This is a genomic window from Belliella kenyensis (assembly GCF_022549675.1).
GTDB classification, from domain to species: Bacteria; Bacteroidota; Bacteroidia; order Cytophagales; family Cyclobacteriaceae; genus Belliella; species Belliella kenyensis.
On sequence record NZ_JAKZGR010000011.1, the window covers coordinates 145,171 to 165,246 of the forward strand.

Below are 20,076 nucleotides of genomic sequence, written 5' to 3' on the forward strand. Positions count from 1 at the left end.
CAAAAAGAAGGCTCTGATTTTCAATCAGAGCCTTCTTTTTGATTTTATTTTGGAATAAATAGGTAGGGCTTACTAGAAAAACATCAAGTATGTCTGAGACTAGCCTGAAAATTTCAAGTATTGAAACTTTCAGAAGCACTTAAATCAAGCTGAATCGTTGAATAAGCTTGCACCTGTTAAAGAGCTAATAATCATTAAATTTGGTATTCATCTAAATTTAATGAGTATTCTCTAGTTAGCGTTTTTCAGCACACCTTACATAAATGGTGGTACCTATAATACTACTTGACATCAAAAATTAGGCGTGCTGTTTCTTCTGAAGCCATTTTATCCCCTATTCTTGATTTGATTTCATCATATCCCTGAAGCATTTCTCCTCTGTAAACAGTGTCAGTAAGAATCTTATTCAATTCCTGTGATAAGTTCGATTTATCAAAATCACCTTGGATTAGTTCCTTAACTACTTCTTTGTCGGCAATCAGGTTCACTAAAGAAATGTATGGAACTCTGATTAGGTTTTTGGCAATTGCATAACTCAATCCACTTGTCTTGTATACGACGACTTGAGGCACCCTAAACAAGGCTGTTTCTAAGGTAGCTGTACCAGATGTAACAACAGCAGCATTGGCATGATGAAGCAAATCATACGTCTGATCAAAAATCACTTTAATCCCCGCATCTATTGCAGGCTGATACAAGTCAGCGTTAAGGTTTCGCACACCGGCAATTATAAATTGAGCATTGGGGAAGTCATTGACCAATTCAATCATCACACGCATCATATTATTTAGCTCCTGAGACCTACTTCCAGGCAGTAAAGCAATGATTGGTTGATAACTTAACTCATTCTTTTGATGAAAAAAATCGTGAGGCTTGAACGCCCTCAGTTCGTCCAATAGAGGATTACCCACATAATGAGCCGTTACTCCATACTTTTCAAAAAAAGGGATTTCAAAAGGCAGTATACAGTAAACTTGATCTACATATGCCTTGATCTTCAAGGCACGTTTTTGATTCCAAGCCCAAACTTTGGGTGGGATATAATAATGAACGGGAATTTGATGCAATTTGGCAAACTTGGCAATTTTCATATTGAAGCCACCGTAATCTACAAGGATAATTACATCAGGTTTGTATAAAAGAATGTCTTTTTTGATCACAGACAGGTATTTCAACACCTTCCTAAAACCTAATAATACTTCCAGAAATCCCATCAAGGCAATCTCTTTATAGTGCACATGCAAATGTTGGCCTACTTCACCTGAATAATCCCCTCCCATGCCTCTAAAATCAGCATGTGAATCTATCTTCTTTAGTGCTTTTATCAAATTAGATGCGTGTAAATCACCAGAACGCTCCCCTGAAATCACATAATACTTCATACGCCTATTATTCATTATTGGGTAGAACTAATTTTAAAGATACAAGAAAATACAAAAACAAAGGTAGCTCAATCCAAACTGAGCTACCTTCTTATGTAATTCCATCAAATGCAAAGGATAAAAGGCTATTCACCAAAGTACTCCACAAAATTTCTTGGTGTCTCATAAAGCGTGAGCTTATGAAGCTTTCCATGTGGCACGATTTCATTTACGGCAGGTTCAAGGATTTTCCAAAATTCCATCACGAGATTTTCGCAGCTAGCCATTTTCCCAAGCATGAAATCTACATCAAGATTAAGATTCTTGTGATCCACTTTATCAATTACTAATGTTCTGATGATGGTACTAAGCTGCTTAAGATCCACCACAAATCCTGTATCTGGATCAGGAAGACCTTTCACCATAACGATAAGCTCAAAATTGTGCCCATGCCAATTGATATTGGCACAAGGCCCAAAAACTTCAACATTTTTCTCTTCAGACCATTTAGGATTCCAAAGCTTATGAGCAGCATTGAAATGTTCCTTTCTGCAAACGTATATCATACTAAGTTGATTTGGAGTGCAAATTTAAGGGAAAAGAAATAAATAAGTTAAAAAAAGAGAAATTACTACATTTTGACTATCGAAATCAAATCCATAAGAGATTCATAAGAATTAAACTTCAATTGGTTTGAATCCAATTCCTTTTGAATATCTGCGTATTTACCATAGTTATTCTTAAGCCACTTTTTATTCATTTTAAACTCTTCCAAATTATCATCATTTGATTGAAAAAGCTTAACTTTTTTTATGTACTCATCATAATTATTACCACCAGAATAGGCTCCTCCCACATTACCTTTAAGCAAAATTACATCATGCGTTAAAAAAATCACTTGTCCATCATTCAATCTTATCTTTTCAAGGTACCATTCATTTTTATCCGTCTTCACGTCTCTATTGATGAATGTATCCGAATCATTAAAAACTAAAGAGTCAAACTCTAATTTATCTAAATATCGCAAACCCTTATTAGAATTCTTAAGTATTAATTTTTCTTCTGCATCGATATTATACTCAGCAGAATCTATGATTTTTCCATTTCTATAAATTGACCCATTTTTATTTTCCTCGAAGATCAGAGGACTACCTTTGGTAGATTCTTTTATAGGTTTCATTTCTCGTATGATATTTCCAGCACCACCAAGCTGATCTAGATTATATTGAGAATCAAGCCCCGAACTTACCTGAGCGAAAGTAATATTGCTAACAAAAATAGCTATCAAGAGAGAAGGGATGATAAATTTCATGATTGTAATATTTAGGAACATATTGAGAATGGTTAAACTGCTATATCTCTAATTTACACAAGTTTTAAAACAAGTTCAGTTCGTGAAGATACCTTAAAATAGCATGAGCTTTTCTCTCTGAAGTCGATATCAAGATTCGTAAACTTCCATAACAAACGTAAAATCAAGCATATAAGTTCTTAATATGTATGGCTAAGGCATGCGAAGAACAAATTTGACTCTTCATTAAGCCTACAAAGGAAGATTTCAAATTTTGAAGCATTTATATCCTCAAAAAAATAAAACCATTCAACGTAGCTCAAAATTTAACTAGGTGATGCTCACAAATTCTCATCTCACCTTTACTGTAATTCTTCTATTTAATGCCCTACCTTCTTCTGTTTTATTATCTGCTATAGGTAAATCAGACCCAGATCCTTCTACATCTATCCTATTGGCATTTACCCCTACACTTTCCAAGTACAACTTAACAGCCCTAGCTCTTCTCAAACTCAAATCTTTGTTGTATGGCTCACTGCCTACATTATCTGTATGACCTGTGATAACTAAACCAATCCCGGGATTTTCCCTTAAAAAAGTCTCTAATATCTTCAATGAAGTTCTCGATGATGGTTTTAAATCTGTCTTATCAAAATCAAAAAAGATATTCTCAAAAACGAACTCCTCTCCTTTGGCTACAGGAACCAAACCAACCTCTAAATTTTTGTGGTTAGCAAGACTATCTCTATCTACGTTATATATTTTTGGCAAATACCCTTTCTTCTCGACATAAAGCCCCATGGCCTCCTTCTCTGGATAGATCATCGTAAACTCACCAGTAGCACCATCGGAACCAAATCTATACAAAGTGCTATCTGAAGCGAGGTCTATCAAAGACAAGGTAGCTGCTACTGGCTCTCCTGTATTTTGATTCAAAACCCTACCTTCTGTCACAGTCAATCTTCCTCCCAAATCAATCTCATCTGGAAAACCAAATCTATACAAGTAAGACCTTTCCTGCTTACCATCTACAAACTCCGTCTCTGTAAAATAAGCATAATCACGCTGGGCAGTGATAAATAAGGCCAATTGATCTTGGTGATCATTGATAGGATAGCCAAGATTAGCAGGAGAACCAAACTCCCCTCCTTCTACTTTAGACATAAATAAATCCAAGCCTCCATACCCCAAATGTCCGTCAGAAGAAAAGAATAAAACCTCATTATTGAAATAAATAAAGGGAGAAACCTCATCTTTTGATGTATTGACTTTGTCTCCCAGGTTCTTAGCCTCGGACCACCCGCCATCCTTTAGCCTCAAAGAATACCAAATGTCTTTTCCTCCAAAACCACCCCTTCTATTAGATGAAAAAAACAGAATACTCCCATCTGCTGAAAGTGAAGGCTGTGAGTCCCAAACTCTCGAATTGACATTTTTACCCATGTTCATGGGCTTTTGCCAAGACTCATCCACCTTATACGAAACATACAAATCACAATCTCCAAAAGAATCTGGCATCTGACATGAAGTGAAAATTAGTATCTTCCCATCAGCAGAAATAGTGCATGTTCCCTCATTGTAGGCCGAGTTGATGCTTGGAGAGATACTCCTAGGAGCTCCCCACACGGACTCAACCTCATCATAATAAGACACAAAAATATCCTCATGCTCAGCATTGGTAAGACCGTCCCTTTTCGTGAAAAGCATTTTCTTACTATCCGCTGTCAAAACTGGAAAATACTGTAGAGTGAATTGATTCAGTGGGGAAGGTAGTTTTTCCTTTTCAATACCAAAAGAATTCTGAATCCCCTGTCTGATAAAATCAACTTGCTTCTCTATCTCTAAAAATGGTCGAGTAGCTCTAAAATTAGGCTGCAAAAACTCTTTGGCCAAATCGAACTCGGCTATAGCCAATCGGAAAGAACCTACCCGTAGCAAACAATGTGTTTTCAACCAAGCAATATCACCCATTACAGTAGAAGATGCTTTTACATTTCGCAACAAGCCTTGATTCACTACCTCCAAAGCATTTTCTGGAAAACCTTGGGTCAAAAGTATCCTTCCCCACTTCAAATAGGACTCCAAAAAGTCCGCATCTCTCTCAATAGAAGCCTTAAACTTACCAATAGCTTCATCATACAATCGCTTTTGAATCAGATCATCACCTTCCTGATGCAGCTTGATCGCACGCTTATCCGCAGTGGTATACGTCTGTCCAAAGCCAGAGAATACAACCAACGAAAACAGTACAATGATAAGTGCTTGCTTCATAAATTTAGGGTATATCCATAAATTTATGAGTTTGTAGCGAAATATTCCAATTTGGATGATTTTTTACATAATCTACTATCTGAGAAGTAAAGACACTAGCCTTGCTCCATTCCGGCTGTAGTAGTAATTTACATGAACTATTGACCAGATTAGCGTGTTTTTCAGCAAATTCAAAATCAGATTTATGAAACACCACAACCTTCAATTCATTAGCAACTTCATAAATGCTTGGATGAGGCTGCTTGAATTTTTTGGGAGAAAAACATACCCAATCAAAATCGCCTGAAAACGGATGTGCTCCAGAAGTTTCTATGTGGGTAACAAAGCCTTCGCTCTTCAAAAGTTTGGTTAGAGGATTCAAATCGTACATCAATGGCTCTCCACCAGTGATTACAACCTTTCGCCCTGGAAATCGCTTAGCCTCAGCTACAATTTCCTCAATAAAAAGTACTGGCCACTTGGAGGCTTCCCATGAGTCTTTGACATCACACCAAACACATCCCACATCACAACCGCCAAGTCTAATAAAATAGGCTGCATGACCTGTAAATGCTCCTTCTCCTTGTATAGTATAAAAAGCCTCCATGATTGGAAGCATCAATCCCGCTGCTACTGCGTCTCTTTTTTCCATGATAATTTTTGGTGAAGCGGGTGATCGAACCGCTGGATTCAAAATTAATTCCGATTTTCGGATCGCAAAGGTAAGATTTATTTGGGGAATAGGAAAATCATAGATCAATCTCCATCTTGATATCACAGCGCAGGTACTTACCACACTCTAAAGATGTCTCCACAAAACCGAGGCTGCGATATAGCTTCAGAGCAGCTTTGAGCTTAGTATTGCTATAGAGAATGAGCTTCCTACCTCCCATGAATCTCGCCTGATCCATGATCGCTATGGACAAAAGTCGACCGACACCCTTGCCTTGATGTGAAGAAGCTACTCCAAGCTTGATCATCTCATATACCCCTTCAGCTACATACTTCAAACCTACCGTACCTAGTGTCACACCACCTGCCTTGGCCATGAGTATAGCACCACCTTGATTCAGCACGGTTCCCTCAGGGTCTTCAAGCTGCGCAATATCAAATGGCTCTAAAGAAAAATATTCCTCCACCCAAGTCTTTGTGATATCTCGAAAATCTCCATGATCCGCCGAAGTATAAGGAACGATTACAATAGACTCTGTTAACATGTGTTACTATTTTTTTTACCGAAAGGTAGAAAAAAGTAATACTTCATCCTATCACAAAAATAAGATGGCTGAATATTCTTATCATCACTAAAAGTAATTCAATTCAGGGGGATCTAGCAAGAAGCTCCTAAAGATATCACACCCCTAAAACAGCCTGAAGCCCAATACGATCCTTCTGCTCTAACTCTAACAAGGCTGACTTACGCCAAACTCCGCCAGCATATCCTGTCAACTGACCTGACTTTCCGATAATTCTGTGACAAGGAAGCATCACCAATATAGGGTTAGCTCCGATAGCTGTCCCTACAGCTCTCACTGACTTAGGACTCCCAAGGTTTGTCGCTATCTGTTCATACGTTTTTGTCTTTCCAAAAGGGACCTTATTTGCCTCAAGCCAAACACGACGTTGAAAATCAGTACCCCCTAAAGCAACGGGGACATCAAAAGTCTTTTGCTTACCTTGAAAGTATAATCCTAACTGAATCCTAACATCCATCAGTACACCATCCAAAAAAGTATCTGTAACAGGCTCATCTGTAAACCTTAACGAAATCAAATATCCTTCAAAAGCCTCTGCTCTTATATTGCCCAAGGGCGTCTCCATGATTGCAATCTCTCTCATCTCTTCTTTTTTTTAAGTAAAAAACCAATCCACACTCAATGATCACTAATAAATATGCGCACGCCAATATGATAACAACGAAATATAGGGGCTTTTGTCTTAAGAAAGAGCATATATTTTTATTATTTGTCCAAAATTAAAAACATGTACCAGCAACTAAATACCTAATAAAATATAACTAAAACCAAAAAAATGAAAAAAACCCAAATAATATTCCCCAAACATTTTTCCAACTCAAAGTCAACCCCTAAAATGCGACAAGGCTCAATCATCAATACATCACCATCCTGAACCTCCAAACTTCACGCAAATCTGAAACGGCTACATAAAACGGCTTATATATAGGATTGCTAGAGCAAAGTAAAACCCGTTCCTTATCTTCTACTTGGCTATACGCTATTTTAAAAGTCACCCCATCTTGCTCTGTCACGAGCACATAGCGCTGACCATCTTTGATCTTGGTCCAGTCGTCTACATATTCACAGACGATCCACGCCCCATCAGGTAGTGGCAACATCGAGTCCCCATCTATCTGAAAAACCCTATACTTCTTGTCCGAAGGTAAAAATGGCAAGGAAAACCTAGGCAACTCTTCTATAAATTCTGGATCTGAAAATCCCGCCAGATAAGAGGCCTTGGCTCTCTGCGACACCACTTCTATCAACTCCCTCCCTTGTGTATCTACCGTAGTAGCCAAAATCCTAAGGTGCTTCCCCTTCAAGTACTGATCTGTCTCCAATACTTGGCGTAATTTGTACGCCGACAAAGACTGGAGGTCTCTACGCAGGAGCAAGTCTACAGACACCCCAAAATAATCCGAAATCATCAATACCACATCCAAAGGCGGATTGATATTCAACTCATAACCAGCCAACTTAGATCGACTGATACCCACCGCCTGGGCAGCAACCTCCTGTGTCAACCCCCTCTGCTTACGCAAAAACTTGATATTCCCGTGGATATACATCGCTGATTCATTAATTTAATAAAAGACCTTTTTATAGAATACTGACATTTATTGTCCTGATATTTTTCACACTTATCGAAAATTCCCCTCAACCACATTTCAAATCTAAACAATAAAGATTAAATTATAAACAATAAAATGTCAAAATAATAGACAAAATGAAAAGCGTATCAAATAGACAAATTCTACACATGGACCTAGATTCATTCTTTGTATCGGTGGAGCGACTGTATGACAATAGACTCTATGGCAAACCTATCCTTATCGGAGGATCTAGTGACCGTGGAGTCGTAGCTTCCTGTAGCTACGAGGCAAGAAGATTTGGCGTACACGCTGCCATGCCTATGCGTACAGCGCGACAGCTCTGCCCAGAAGCCATCCTTGTACGAGGGGATTTTGAAAAATACAGCCAAAAATCCCAAGAAGTCACTGCCATCATCCAAGAAGATGTCCCGCTCTTTGAAAAGTCCTCCATAGACGAATTCTACATCGACTACACTGGTATGGACAGGTATTTTGGCTGCTATAAAATGGCACAAGAGCTCCGAAGAAGAATCCTGAAAGAAAGCGGACTCCCTATCTCTATGGGACTGTCTCAAAACAAAACTGTATCCAAAGTAGCCACAGGAGAAGCAAAACCCAACAATGAGAAACAAATCCCCACAGGAGATGAGAGACCTTTTCTCGCTCCACTTTCTGTCAGAAAAATCCCCATGATCGGAGAAAAGACCTCGCACACACTCTACAACATGGGCGTAAAAAAAGTGCAGACATTACAAAAAATGCCTGCGGAACTCCTAGAAGCCACCTTTGGGAAAAATGGTCGAATCATCTGGGAAAAAGCCAACGGCATAGACAATTCCCTAGTCACTCCTTATACAGAGGCCAAATCTATATCATCTGAGAACACCTTTGAACAAGACACTATCGATGTCAAAATGCTCGAAGCTCACCTGATCGCCATGACAGAACAGCTTGCTTCTAAACTCCGGCAAAACCAACAGCTGACCGCCTGCGTGAGTGTGAAGATTCGTTATTCAGACTTTGATACACATACAGTGCAGCAGCGAATCGCCTACACCTCCACAGACCACACCTTGATCTCTGTGGTAAAAGCGCTTTTCAAAAAACTCTACAATCGTCGCATGCTGATCCGCCTGATAGGAGTACGATTCAGCAGCTTAGTCCATGGCAACTATCAGATCAGCCTGTTCGATGACTCAGAAGAGCAAATCAGGCTTTACCAAACACTCGACAAGCTAAACGCCAAATATGGAGACAAAACAGTCTGTCGCGCCATCGCCATGCAAGTCGGCAGAAGGAGGTTCAATCCCTTCAGTGGTGTGGAGATATAGGCTTATTTCTTTACTGTTAAAAAATCCATGTAATTATCAGGAGACACTTGCTCATAGACAGTATTAGGGTACGCATCTTCAAAACCTGAAGGGAGTGAAGCTCGCCTCTTAGAGTTCCATTTAGCCTCAAAAGCATGAATCACACCTCCCCTTTCTTCTAGCCAATCCAATTCCATTCCTGTCGTCGTCCTCCAGAAATAAACATTGGCTTTTATTCTGTTATAATGCAAAAACTTCATTCGCTCACTGATGATGAAATTCTCCCAAAGCGCTCCTATATCATTCCTCAAAGACAGAGAATTAAAATTGTTGATAATCGCATTCCGAACGCCATTATCCCAAAAGTATATTTTCTTTCCTTTCTTGATTTCCCTTCGCATATTACGGCTAAAGGAGTTCAGCTTGAAGATTACATAACTTTTCTCAAGCAGATCAATATATTTTTCAGCTGTCTCTTTATCTATCCCTATGGTATTTCCCAACTCATTAAAAGTGACTTCAGAACCTACCTGCAACGCCAAGGCAAGTAGCAATTTCTGTAGAATGACTGGCTTTCGTACTTGATCCAAGGTTAGAATATCTTTGTAGAGATAACTACTCGTAAGTTCTTCAAGAATCTCTTCTGCTTCACTTGGTTTATTGACAACTTCAGGGTAAAAGCCATAGATCAGCCTCGTATCAAGCATCCTTCTTTCCTCTCTTTGAGAGCTATGGATGATCATTTCTCCCGTAGATACTGGATAAAGACTCAATTCTCGCTTCCTTCCTGTGAGAGGTTCCTTGATTTCATTTGCCAACTCCAAAGCAGATGAACCAGATGCAATCACCTGCACGTCGGGCATGCCATCTGCGATCAGCTTCAAGGTCAAGCCAATGTTTTTGACCCGCTGAGCTTCGTCTATCACCACCAACACATACGATCCGACGAGTGATTTCAGTCTAGTAATCGTCGCATCCTCTAAATCAGCCCTATCGTCAGGGTTGTCACAATTGAGCCACAATGCATCCAGCTTCTCATGCTCGATCAACTGTCTCAGTAACGTAGTCTTACCGACCTGCCGGGGACCCAATACCAGCAACACCTTTCCTCCATTCAGGCGGATTTTAAGCTCTTCCTCTATAACTCGCTTAATCATAATCAAATCATTTCAAGCGAAATTATAAAATTATTCGATTGTAACCGAAAATAAACATGTTTATTTTCGGTTACAATCGAAAATAAACATGATATTTCTCGATTAGAGCATTAGAACCTACTTGAATAATCGGGGCATTTACCTACAAAATCACGTCAGATAATGTCTCAACTCTTTGAACTCTAACTCTTTCGACTCTTTTTCTTCATCGATATCATAATCATCTTGAAGTCCAAGCCAAAATTTCGCAGAATTACCAAAGTATATACTCAGCCTTAAAGCCGTGTCTGCCGTAATTCTGCGTCTCCCTTTTATGATTTCCGAAATCCGAGTTTGCGGAATTTTCAAATCCTTAGAAAGTCTATAGGCTGTGATTCCCAAAGGTTCAAGAAACTCAAAATTCAAAATTTCTCCAGGGTGTATATTTGGTAATTTTTCCATCTTTTTCCTATTCAATGACAGTCAACAATCTCTACTTCACTAGCGTGCCCTTTAGTACATAACTACAAAACCGAATCATAAAACGGAAGAAAGCAATTGGCTCAACTGCTCCAAACCGATTCGCCTGGCGACAACCCTCCCTTCACGGTCAATCAATATATTGTCAGGAATAGCACTTACACCAAACATCTTAGCGACTTCATTTTGGCTTCCTTTTAAATCTGAAACATTCAGCCAGGTCAACCCATCAGCTTGAATTGCTTTTTCCCAACTACCTCGATCAGCATCTAAAGACACTCCCAAAATCTCAAACCCACTATCCTTATACAATTCATATATCTTCAACAGATTCGGGTTTTCTGCACGACAAGGACCACACCACGAAGCCCAGAAATCAACCAACACATATTTACCTCGCAGATCTCCAATGGAAACAAGCGCTCCATTCAGACCCTCTTGCGAGAAGTCTTTGATTGGCTGCCGAAGTTCAGTTTTGCTGTTTTTGTCAATGGTATTTTTGAGACTATTACCATAATAGCTACTCTGAATACCCGCATCAAGTTTGACGTAAAAAGAAACCAACTCTTCTGGAGAAAATGCAGGACTTGCTTGCTCTACTAAAATCAATGAAGCTATTTCCTTTGGATATTCTGCGGAAAATGTTCTAAGCTCATCTAGGTAAAATTGTTTTCTTTCATCTGCACTTTTCCCTTGCATCGCACTTGTATTTTGCATTAGCCTAGCTTCAAATGAATCAAGCAGTGCATTGGTACGACCACCTTCAGTCACCTTAGTACGAAGACTACATACTGGCTCACCATCATACACCCTCGTAACCGTATCTACCTTGACAGCCAATTCTCCAGGCTCAAGAACAAATATATTGTAGTAAACCTGCTTTTCGTTTTTGATGAAAAAACTAGCTGGGGTAGCAAGATCAATATTTCCAAAATAGGTGAAATCACCATCTGTCACAGTGCAGCTGTCTATCTTGGAATCGTATTTTAAATAGACGGTTCCATTGAAATCTTGGAATGAGCCTTTGATGGAAAAGGAATTTTGAGCAGTAAGTTGATTTGAAAATAAAATCAATAAAATGAAAGCGTATCGTAGCATAGTGAGTGATTTAGGATGTATTGTAGCGGGGAATCTCTTTCGAACTAAATCCCTTTTCTCAATTCCTGAAATAAAATTTAGAATTAGTATCCTTTTTTAAGTTTACTTCTTTTGTACTTTTTGGTAGCGCTAACTCTGAAAAGTCCTTGATCTCTCCATTGACGTCATCTAACCCATGGTGAATCACAACCTTACTTCTCTCCATATCAATATCAAGGTGTTTTATGGAAGCGTAAGCTTGCAAAACAGAACTTGATCTCCCTGTATATTTCAAACTCCCTACAGAAAGGTCTGGACCTAAGACGAACGTTGAGTTTGAGGACGTAATAGAAAGACTATCCTCTATGAAATTCCTTCCCGCAAAAAGGTCCAATGTAGCCACACTATCGATCACAAAAGATCTTACTTGAGTCCCAACCTGTAAGGTGTAAGCAACAAACTTCTTCTGATGAATGCCTCTTATAAATAAAGTATCTTCTTTCACTTCAAATGAATAGCGCTCGTCCTTTTCTGAAGCCACCTTTTTATCCTTAGGATTAGTTTGCACAATACCTGGAATACTATCCGTAAAAACAAAGACATGACCTGAATTACTTACGGACACTACACTGAACTCCCCCTCGATTAAATCTTTCTGATAATCCATATCTGCAACTTTAAATGGAGTTCCATTTTGCTTATTAAGATCAAGCTCTTTTTGAAATGCAAGTCTTTTTTCACTGGTATGTGCCGCACTATACAGCCACCCACTCACTATTCCCAACCAAGAAATACTGAGAAAAAAGATCAATAGTTTATTGCTTGTTTTCATTTTGGTTTTCATTAAGTTGATCAAATAAATCTTTAAAATCAGCAGGTAACATTTTTAATACCTTCGCTTGATGTACAAGCCTAGGTAGTTCTTGTTTTAGAAAGATTTCTTTTTCCTCCTGAGTCAGTCGCTGTCTAGCATTACTTGAGACGAAAAAACCTATCCCCCGTCTGTTATCTACTATCCCCTCTTGCTCCATCAAGGCATAGCTTCTCATGACCGTATTCCTATTGACTTCTAAGTCCACTGCCAGCTCTCTCACAGAAGGAATTTTATCTCCTGGAAGCAACATACCAGTAAGTATTTGGTCAACTAACCGATCTCTGATTTGTACATATATATTTTTACCTTCACTAAACTCCATATCAGATCTCTCTTTCTTTTAGCCTGTGATAAGCTATTATAAAACTAAAAACACTACCAGTATAGAATATTGGCATCAAGATCAATATTAAAACAGGAATATCTTCACCAAAAAATCGTACTTCTGCACTCACATCAAGAAAATCCCCTAACCGAATATAATTATAATAAAATACCCTATAAATAAGTAAGCTTGAATACACTGTAGCCATTACAATCAATAGGATAAAAAGAGGCGTAAGCACTACATTCCATTTTCCAAAGTACAAGCTACCTGTAAATAATATTGATGGTATGAAGAAGAGTATACCCAAAACAAACATATAATACGCAACAGGCCTTCCTGGCTTTAATGGCCATAATGTTTCGAGCCTTATAGACTCTATTTTTTCATACCCTTTCACCATTGGATAAAAAATCTCTGTACTAACTAAGCGGGACAGAATTGCCGCACCAAAAAAAATTAACGGCATAATCAAAAATAGAATTCCAAACTTGACTATAATCTGTGACAAAAGTCTCTCAATATTTGAAGCTGGTAAAAGAAGGTAGCGGTCTATCTCCATCTTGGACCTCAAATCCATAAAACTCTGCCCTACAATTAAAAACATAGCCCCTATCATGTAGAAATAGTAAGTACTTGTATAAAGTCTATCTTCCCAATCATCATTCGTAAAAGCAGCTTTTTTTCTCATGGTATACAGCAATATTGCAAACACGATCAAAAATGCCGCTAGTAAGAGCATTTTATAAAACCTCCTATGCATCAAAAATTCAAATTTGATCAATTTCAAAATTCTGGATATAGATAAATTATTCATGGTTTGACTAGTTTTTGATTGGTTAAAAATTCTCCAGAGATCTTGCCTTCAATCACCGCATTGAATAGCAATTCCAAATCTGGACTTCCTCCAGAATCTCCGACACTTTCAGATTGTCCAATGATGTAATGTGCTCCTAGCAAATGCGACTCCACATAAATCGCTCCTTCTGGTGCTTTGGTTGCTTGGGAGAACACGAATTCATTTTCTAGTTCTGCCAAGTCTGCATGCAGCTTAATCATCCCTTGATCCAAGACTATCACCTGATCCACCAAGTTTTCAATATCCTTCACTTGATGGGTAGAGATCACCATCGTCTGATCTTCTTGCAAACTACCCGAAAGCACTTTCCTAAATGTACTTTTGGATGGGATATCTAAGCCATTTGTGGGCTCATCAAAGAGCAGTAACTTAGCTCCTGAACTCAAACCAATAGCGATTTGAAGCTTTTTCTGCTGGCCAAAAGAAAGGTTGGAGATGCGTTGGTTGCCTGTGATTTTAAACTCCACAAATAGCTCTTCAAGCCTTCCGGTATCAAAACCCTCATAAAAGTCCTTATACACACTTAAATAGTCTTTTACTTTCAGAAATTCAGGCACTGAAACTTTTTCTGGAATAAAAACCATTTGGTTTAAAAAGGTAACTGTCCTTTCAAAAGTAGCATGGTTATCAAATTTTACCGCCCCTGTTTTTGGCTTCAGCAAGCCTGCCATCAAGCGCATCAAGGTAGATTTACCCGCGCCATTCAATCCTAATAAGCCAATTATTTTGCCTTGCTCAAGAAATAAGTTTAATCCTCGACAAATCAGTGGCTTTTTGGGGTAAGAAAAATCCATTTTTTCGATAGTGACCATAACTGCTGTTTTACTGTCCTAGTTAATTAGGACAGTAACATAGTTATCTAAATCTATAATTCAAAATAAAACTAATAAATAAAAAAAAGGATGACAGTAAATCTGCCATCCTTTTAAGCTATTAATTATTTGAGATGTACTTAATCCGTAACCCTTACTCTTACTCTAGTAGAGACGATCTGATCACCATTGTCAAGTGTCACCAAAAACAAGAATGCCAATTCTTGTCCTGCTTCCACTGGTGTAACTTCTCCAGCGCTATTTGTACGAACTCTTTCCTCAAACTCAGAAATAGACGTCACAAACTCAGTACTTGTACCTCCAACTTGAATAGGATCATCAATGTAGCTCGTTCCAGAGCTCAAAGTCCCGACGTTAAGATCGGACGCACCACCTACTACCTTGGTGATTTCTGCAATTGTTCTTCCTGAAGACTCAGGGATCTCCATTTCATATCTGATCTCACCACCATCTCCTAAAGATACGCTTATGTAAGGATCAAAACCAACAGTTATTGCATTTGGAAATGTCAAAGGCACCGCGGCTACATTGTCACTATTAAGCTCACCAAAGTCCTGTTCACAAGAGCTGGCAAACAGTGCCAAAATCAAAAGAAATATATAATTTTTCATCTTTTTCATGTGTTTAAGTTATTCATTCCACCAAACAGGCACATTTGAAAATATGTTGTTTGGGAAGTTAGGATTCCTATTTATCTCCTGAGAAATATATTGCGCTCTCAAAGGACGCTGATTAGGATCCACACCACCAGCATTTTGGTGAGGAGCCAAGGTAGGGAATCCTGTTCTTCTCCAGTCAGTCCACTGTTCTACACCATTTCCGAACCAAGCGATATATTTTTGAGTGATGATTTTTTCCATGTCATCATCTACATTTCCAGTCAAATTAACTTCATCAGCATTTGCTGCAAAATAAGCGTCAATTTCAGAAGCAGACAATCCCGCCAGACTCATAGAAGCCCTGATACCTTCTTGATAATATTCATTGGCATCACCAGCTACACCAAGTCTCACTACCGCCTCGGCTAGGTTGAAGGCTCTTTGGAAATTGGTTACTAGCCTTACTGGACCTGCACCATTACCCGTTACATAAGAGCTGAATCTAGACCAAGAGGTCTGCGGAAGTGGTCTTTGACCAGCAAATCCATTATCAATCGTCACATACGAGCCTGTAGGAGCAGTGACGAATAGCGGCAACCTTGGATCATTTTTGGATTGCAGCAAGTTTACAAACCTTGTACTGATGATCAAATCACCTGCAAAAGTAGATACATTTGTCCACTCGTGTGCAGGAGCATAGCTACCCTGCGCCATTCCGAATCTGACGTTGAGGTCATCCACATTGCTTGTAATCAGCTCACCATCTTGAAGCACTTCATTGATGATCGTGGTAGCCAAAGCTGGCTCTCTGTAAGAAATGGTAATGGCCATCTTCAACATCAAGGTATATCCAGCCTTTCTCCACTGATCCAAATCACCGCCATACACGATATCATCTTGCCCTGGCATCAATGAGCTTTCTTCTCCAAGATCAGCTATTCCTTCTCTCACCAAGTCAAACAAACTTTGAATACCCTCAGCTCCCTTATAGATGTCCTCTTGAGAATCCAAAGCGGGCTGCGTATTTCCTAAGCCTCCTAATGCCTCAGAATACGGAATATCACCCCAAGTATCAGTAGTCAAAGCGAAAGCATAAGCTTTCATGATCTTACCTATACCACTATAAGCCTTTGCATCAACTTCTTCAGAAACCCTTATCATTTCTTCAAAAGCAATGAGAGATCCACTATACAATTCAAATCTCCATTGGTTCCCAAAATCATCAGAATCAATATCATAGACATCGTAAGCAGATGGAGAGTTTGCAGCTCCAGCAGTTACAGAGATCACTGTAGACCCAAATCTATTTAGCTCATTATTATTTGCAAAAGCTGCTCCAGTCAGACCAGTTGGCAATAGCAACTCAGGAGTAACTGCGTCAGGATTATTAGGATTATCATTGATATCCATAAATTCGCTACAGCTACTCACTAATAAAGCGAAAGTCGCTCCGTATAAAATTTTATTAAATACTTTCATTGTCTCCTAAATTAAAGTGTAAATCTAATGTTGACACCATAGTTTCTCGTGTTTGGCATACCGTTCAAGTCAAGTCCTTGAATGTTACCAGCACCTTGTGTATTGGTCTCTGGGTCACCAGGGAATCCTGGAGCAAAGAACCACAGGTTCCTTCCACTAAATCCAATACTAGCCTCCCCAAAAGGAGTTCTCTCCAAGTATCTTCTAGGCAAAGAATAAGTCAAACTTACTTCTCTCAATCTCCAAACAGTAGCATCATATACACCACTTTCAGAAATCAATCCACCTAGTCCAGACCAATAAGTCTGTGCTGGAACTTGAATATTATTTGGCATATATTCTCCATCACCCATATCAATCACACCTGGTAGTACCCTAGGCAACTCTCTGTCTATGCCTGTCATTTCTAAAGCACCACCATTTCTTTGATCTACCATACCAAACGAGTAAACATCTCCGCCCTGTCTGGTATCCACCAAAACACCTAGCGTGAAATCTTTGAAGTAAAAAGTATTCATAAGACCTGCTACCCAATCTGGCTGAGGGTTGGCAATCACTTGACCTGCAATAGTTGGCAAATATCCTCCTGTCAAAGGATTGATCAACAATTCGCCTGCATCATTTCTTTGCATGGCATTTCCGACTAATACGCCATATGGTTGACCTCTTACAATCGAAGGCGTCAGACCAACGAAACCATTCCCTGGGATATTAGATTGATCCACACCTGGAGCTATGTATTTGACTTCATTTCTGATTCGGGTAAAATTCAAGCCCATGTCCCAAGTGAATTGACCTGCTTGGAGTATTGTCCCGTTTAGTTCTAATTCAATACCTTGATTGACCATCTCTCCGACATTGGTCGTTTGGGTGTCAAATCCTGAAGAATTTGATACCGCTACATCAAAAATCTGATTGGTAGACTGAGTATAGAAATATGCTAGATCTACTGACAATCTGTTGTTAAAAAGTCCAAAGTTACCACCTACTTCATAACTAGTAACAAACTCAGGAGTCAATTGATCAGAACCAAGCCTGGTTCCTACAGCAAAACCTGGGATATTGTTTCCTCCAACACCTATTGGAAAAGTTATAGAAGCCACATTATTACCATAGGAAGCGGTGCTAAAAAAAGTATTGAGCAAATAAGGATCCGCATCTCGACCAACAGTAGCTGCACTTGCTCTCAACTTTGCATAAGATAGAAAGTTAGACTCTATGTTCAATGCATCCGTCAAGACAAAACTTGCCGCAACAGAAGGATAGAAGTATGCATTATTATTTGCTGGTAAAGTAGACGATTGATCCACTCTTCCAGAAAGCTCTAGGAACAAATAATTGTTGTATGCCAATGCCAATTGTGCATAATGACCAAGTAATCTTCTTACATTGGAAAATTCTCCAGAACCTGTAAAGACAGACGCATTGCTCACATTGTCGAAAAAAGGCACATTCAAATCCGTCCCAAATACACCTAAGCTTTGGAAGTTTCTCTGATTGATATTTTGACCCAACAATAAGGTCGCATCCAAACCTTCCGTAAGGATATTTGACTTAGAAGCAGTGATCATCAAGTCACCATTCAGCTCTGATCTGAACAACATGTCTTCCCCGATACTACCTGCAGGAGTACGAGCCGAACCAATTCTAGCCACATCTTTTCTCCTATCTACATAAGTATCTGCTGTTACCCTATAGGAAACATTCAACCAGTCAGATATATCGTATCCTACTTTGAAATTACCAAATACCCTATCTACCTTACTTCTTAAGAATTCGTTTTCCAAACTCCAAAGTGGATGGTTTTGAGTAGGATTATAATACAAGCTATTCCCAAATTCATCTTGGAATGGCTGTCCTACCAAATCATATGATCTTGGAATTCTAGTAATCTGTCCAAAAGCAGAACCCCCATTACCCACTATGGTATTTTGTGATTCAGATCTAACATAAGTTACGTTCCCACTCACTTTGACACCATTGTTCAGCTTTTTATTTCCCCCAACTTGAACACTGTATCTATCAAAAGAAGAGTTTGGAATAATACCTTCTTGCATGGTGGTATTCATGGAAACGATGAAGTTATCATCTCTATCTCCAGAAGCGACGCTTACACCGTTCTGAATGATTTTACCCTGCTGATAAAAGTCCCTGATATTGTTAGGGAAAGCTTGATAGGGCACAGTGGTACCAAAGCTAGTTTCTACAGTTTCAAACCCTGGTGTGCCAAAAGCTGGCCCCCAAGAACCTGTCGAAGTATTATTAAAATCATTCTGTGTACCTTGACCATACTGGTTTTGAAATTTTGGTAGACCATACACATTTTGGAAGTTTACAGAGGAGTTTACAGTTACCTCTGTTTTGTTCTCTAGCCCTGCACCACTTTTGGTAGTGATGATGATTGCTCCCGCAGAAGCTCTGGAACCGTAAAGCACGGCAGCTGCTGGACCTTTCAGCACGTTCACAGACTCAATGGTCTCAGGAGCAATATCATTCAGCCTGTTGGAAGGCTGAGAACCAAAAAGTGTATTTTGAGTATTATCCGTATCATTACTAAAAATGATTCCATCAACTACAATAAGTGGCTGATTTGACCCTGTAAATGAGGTAATACCTCTAATATTGATATTTGTGGAGGCACCTGGAGCACCAGATGAACCTACTATGTTGACACCAGTAAGTTTTCCTTGTAGGGAATTCAACAAGTTTGGTTCGGATTTTTGAGACACCATATCACCTTTGATAGACTGTACAGCATATCCTAAAGACCTCTCATCTCGCTCAATTCCTTGCGCTGTGACAATAACCTCACTCAAATCTGATAGGTCAGACGCAAAATTAAGATTGATCTCAGATCTATTTCCTACCCTTTGTTCAGTAGTCTTGTATCCAATAAAGCTAAACACAAGAACTGCATCATTTGATGGCACCTCTATAGAGTACCTTCCATCCAAATCCGTAGTAGCACCTGAACTACTACCCTTTATTACAATATTCACGCCCGGAATCCCTTCCGGCTCCTCAGCAGAGGTCACCCGACCTGTTACTGTTTTACCCTGCGCCCACACACTGCTTGAAGCAATGACAAGAAACAGAATAGACAATAAAACTCTCTTCATGTTATATTATTTGGTTTAACAATAATTAAGAAATACAAATATTCATAATTTTTGTTATAAAACATCATTCTATAATAAACCAAATAATACTATAAATCATATTATTTATTCTAAATTCAATAAACATCACAAAATATCCTAATTCATAACAAAATCAAATAATTAATAGATTTTATAAAATAAAAAAACATTTAATTAATAAAAAATTAATATTATTTGATTAATAGAAGGATTTTGTTAAAAAAGTTTTCTT

At 38.9% G+C, this 20,076-nt stretch carries 19 protein-coding genes; 1 reads left to right on the forward strand and 18 read right to left on the reverse strand.

Annotated features, from left to right (window positions below; translation table 11 throughout):
- Window positions 1–281: 281 nt before the first annotated feature.
- The 8 genes from lpxB to MM214_RS12930 form a co-directional block, all read right to left on the reverse strand.
- Window positions 282–1,382: a lipid-A-disaccharide synthase gene (gene lpxB / locus MM214_RS12895; RefSeq protein ID WP_241296071.1), complete on the reverse strand. Its 1,101-nt coding sequence runs from the start codon at window positions 1,380–1,382 to the stop codon at window positions 282–284.
- A gap of 125 nt (window positions 1,383–1,507) precedes the next feature.
- On the reverse strand, window positions 1,508–1,927 hold the full coding sequence (locus MM214_RS12900) for a 6-pyruvoyl trahydropterin synthase family protein (protein ID WP_241296042.1): 420 nt from the start codon (window positions 1,925–1,927) through the stop codon (window positions 1,508–1,510).
- Window positions 1,928–1,992: 65 nt separating this feature from the next.
- Window positions 1,993–2,673 carry a hypothetical protein gene (locus MM214_RS12905; protein ID WP_241296043.1) on the reverse strand — a complete coding sequence of 227 codons (681 nt, stop codon included), beginning with the start codon at window positions 2,671–2,673 and terminating at the stop codon, window positions 1,993–1,995.
- Between the two features lie 330 nt (window positions 2,674–3,003).
- Entirely contained in the window at window positions 3,004–4,923 is a 1,920-nt protein-coding gene (locus MM214_RS12910) for an OmpA family protein (protein WP_241296044.1), read from the reverse strand.
- A 4-nt stretch (window positions 4,924–4,927) separates the two neighbouring features.
- Complete coding sequence (locus MM214_RS12915; RefSeq protein ID WP_241296045.1) at window positions 4,928–5,554, reverse strand: 7-carboxy-7-deazaguanine synthase QueE; 627 nt, start codon at window positions 5,552–5,554, stop codon at window positions 4,928–4,930.
- 97 nt (window positions 5,555–5,651) lie between these two features.
- Window positions 5,652–6,119, reverse strand: a complete 468-nt coding sequence (locus MM214_RS12920) for a GNAT family N-acetyltransferase (RefSeq protein ID WP_241296046.1) — start codon at window positions 6,117–6,119, stop codon at window positions 5,652–5,654.
- Window positions 6,120–6,255: 136 nt separating this feature from the next.
- Window positions 6,256–6,741, reverse strand: a complete 486-nt coding sequence (locus tag MM214_RS12925; RefSeq protein ID WP_241296047.1) for a methylated-DNA--[protein]-cysteine S-methyltransferase — start codon at window positions 6,739–6,741, stop codon at window positions 6,256–6,258.
- A gap of 271 nt (window positions 6,742–7,012) precedes the next feature.
- The gene (locus MM214_RS12930; RefSeq protein WP_241296048.1) at window positions 7,013–7,708 is read right to left on the reverse strand and encodes an XRE family transcriptional regulator; all 696 of its coding nucleotides are present in this window, start codon (window positions 7,706–7,708) and stop codon (window positions 7,013–7,015) included.
- A gap of 158 nt (window positions 7,709–7,866) precedes the next feature.
- Here MM214_RS12930 and dinB point away from each other — a divergent pair, with 158 nt between their 5' ends.
- A complete protein-coding gene (gene dinB, locus MM214_RS12935) occupies window positions 7,867–9,063 on the forward strand; it encodes a DNA polymerase IV (RefSeq protein ID WP_241296049.1) in 1,197 nt (398 codons plus the stop codon).
- 2 nt (window positions 9,064–9,065) lie between these two features.
- On the opposite strand, the gene MM214_RS12940 is transcribed toward dinB, so the two are convergent.
- The 10 genes from MM214_RS12940 to MM214_RS12985 all read right to left on the reverse strand — a co-directional run bounded on the left by MM214_RS12940 (window position 9,066) and on the right by MM214_RS12985 (window position 19,823).
- Window positions 9,066–10,199 (reverse strand): ATP-binding protein, encoded by a 1,134-nt coding sequence (locus MM214_RS12940; protein ID WP_241296050.1) that lies wholly within the window; start codon window positions 10,197–10,199, stop codon window positions 9,066–9,068.
- Window positions 10,200–10,349: 150 nt separating this feature from the next.
- Window positions 10,350–10,640, reverse strand: coding sequence for a HigA family addiction module antitoxin (locus MM214_RS12945; protein ID WP_241296051.1), 291 nt, complete (start codon window positions 10,638–10,640; stop codon window positions 10,350–10,352).
- Between the two features lie 75 nt (window positions 10,641–10,715).
- On the reverse strand, window positions 10,716–11,756 hold the full coding sequence (locus MM214_RS12950) for a TlpA disulfide reductase family protein (RefSeq protein WP_241296052.1): 1,041 nt from the start codon (window positions 11,754–11,756) through the stop codon (window positions 10,716–10,718).
- Window positions 11,757–11,814: 58 nt separating this feature from the next.
- Window positions 11,815–12,567 (reverse strand): hypothetical protein, encoded by a 753-nt coding sequence (locus tag MM214_RS12955; protein ID WP_241296053.1) that lies wholly within the window; start codon window positions 12,565–12,567, stop codon window positions 11,815–11,817.
- Window positions 12,551–12,931, reverse strand: coding sequence for a GntR family transcriptional regulator (locus tag MM214_RS12960; protein WP_241296054.1), 381 nt, complete (start codon window positions 12,929–12,931; stop codon window positions 12,551–12,553). Before MM214_RS12960 ends, MM214_RS12955 begins: the two co-directional genes overlap by 17 nt.
- Window position 12,932: 1 nt before the next feature.
- A complete protein-coding gene (locus MM214_RS12965; RefSeq protein WP_241296055.1) occupies window positions 12,933–13,751 on the reverse strand; it encodes a hypothetical protein in 819 nt (272 codons plus the stop codon).
- Complete coding sequence (locus MM214_RS12970; protein ID WP_241296056.1) at window positions 13,748–14,605, reverse strand: ABC transporter ATP-binding protein; 858 nt, start codon at window positions 14,603–14,605, stop codon at window positions 13,748–13,750. Before MM214_RS12970 ends, MM214_RS12965 begins: the two co-directional genes overlap by 4 nt.
- 140 nt (window positions 14,606–14,745) lie before the next feature.
- The gene (locus MM214_RS12975; protein WP_241296057.1) at window positions 14,746–15,237 is read right to left on the reverse strand and encodes a hypothetical protein; all 492 of its coding nucleotides are present in this window, start codon (window positions 15,235–15,237) and stop codon (window positions 14,746–14,748) included.
- Window positions 15,238–15,255: 18 nt separating this feature from the next.
- Window positions 15,256–16,704, reverse strand: coding sequence for a SusD/RagB family nutrient-binding outer membrane lipoprotein (locus tag MM214_RS12980; protein WP_241296058.1), 1,449 nt, complete (start codon window positions 16,702–16,704; stop codon window positions 15,256–15,258).
- An 11-nt stretch (window positions 16,705–16,715) separates the two neighbouring features.
- Window positions 16,716–19,823, reverse strand: coding sequence for a SusC/RagA family TonB-linked outer membrane protein (locus MM214_RS12985; RefSeq protein WP_241296059.1), 3,108 nt, complete (start codon window positions 19,821–19,823; stop codon window positions 16,716–16,718).
- Between the last annotated feature and the right edge of the window lie 253 nt (window positions 19,824–20,076).

Coding starts and splice junctions, on each gene's coding strand:
- lpxB (WP_241296071.1), bottom strand. CDS start 1,382: ATGAAGTATTATGTGATTTCAGGGGAGCGTTCTGGTGATTTACACGCA.
- MM214_RS12900 (WP_241296042.1), bottom strand. CDS start 1,927: ATGATATACGTTTGCAGAAAGGAACATTTCAATGCTGCTCATAAGCTT.
- MM214_RS12905 (WP_241296043.1), bottom strand. CDS start 2,673: ATGAAATTTATCATCCCTTCTCTCTTGATAGCTATTTTTGTTAGCAAT.
- MM214_RS12910 (WP_241296044.1), bottom strand. CDS start 4,923: ATGAAGCAAGCACTTATCATTGTACTGTTTTCGTTGGTTGTATTCTCT.
- MM214_RS12915 (WP_241296045.1), bottom strand. CDS start 5,554: ATGGAAAAAAGAGACGCAGTAGCAGCGGGATTGATGCTTCCAATCATG.
- MM214_RS12920 (WP_241296046.1), bottom strand. CDS start 6,119: ATGTTAACAGAGTCTATTGTAATCGTTCCTTATACTTCGGCGGATCAT.
- MM214_RS12925 (WP_241296047.1), bottom strand. CDS start 6,741: ATGAGAGAGATTGCAATCATGGAGACGCCCTTGGGCAATATAAGAGCA.
- MM214_RS12930 (WP_241296048.1), bottom strand. CDS start 7,708: ATGTATATCCACGGGAATATCAAGTTTTTGCGTAAGCAGAGGGGGTTG.
- dinB (WP_241296049.1), top strand. CDS start 7,867: ATGAAAAGCGTATCAAATAGACAAATTCTACACATGGACCTAGATTCA.
- MM214_RS12940 (WP_241296050.1), bottom strand. CDS start 10,199: ATGATTAAGCGAGTTATAGAGGAAGAGCTTAAAATCCGCCTGAATGGA.
- MM214_RS12945 (WP_241296051.1), bottom strand. CDS start 10,640: ATGGAAAAATTACCAAATATACACCCTGGAGAAATTTTGAATTTTGAG.
- MM214_RS12950 (WP_241296052.1), bottom strand. CDS start 11,756: ATGCTACGATACGCTTTCATTTTATTGATTTTATTTTCAAATCAACTT.
- MM214_RS12955 (WP_241296053.1), bottom strand. CDS start 12,567: ATGAAAACAAGCAATAAACTATTGATCTTTTTTCTCAGTATTTCTTGG.
- MM214_RS12960 (WP_241296054.1), bottom strand. CDS start 12,931: ATGGAGTTTAGTGAAGGTAAAAATATATATGTACAAATCAGAGATCGG.
- MM214_RS12965 (WP_241296055.1), bottom strand. CDS start 13,751: ATGAATAATTTATCTATATCCAGAATTTTGAAATTGATCAAATTTGAA.
- MM214_RS12970 (WP_241296056.1), bottom strand. CDS start 14,605: ATGGTCACTATCGAAAAAATGGATTTTTCTTACCCCAAAAAGCCACTG.
- MM214_RS12975 (WP_241296057.1), bottom strand. CDS start 15,237: ATGAAAAATTATATATTTCTTTTGATTTTGGCACTGTTTGCCAGCTCT.
- MM214_RS12980 (WP_241296058.1), bottom strand. CDS start 16,704: ATGAAAGTATTTAATAAAATTTTATACGGAGCGACTTTCGCTTTATTA.
- MM214_RS12985 (WP_241296059.1), bottom strand. CDS start 19,823: ATGAAGAGAGTTTTATTGTCTATTCTGTTTCTTGTCATTGCTTCAAGC.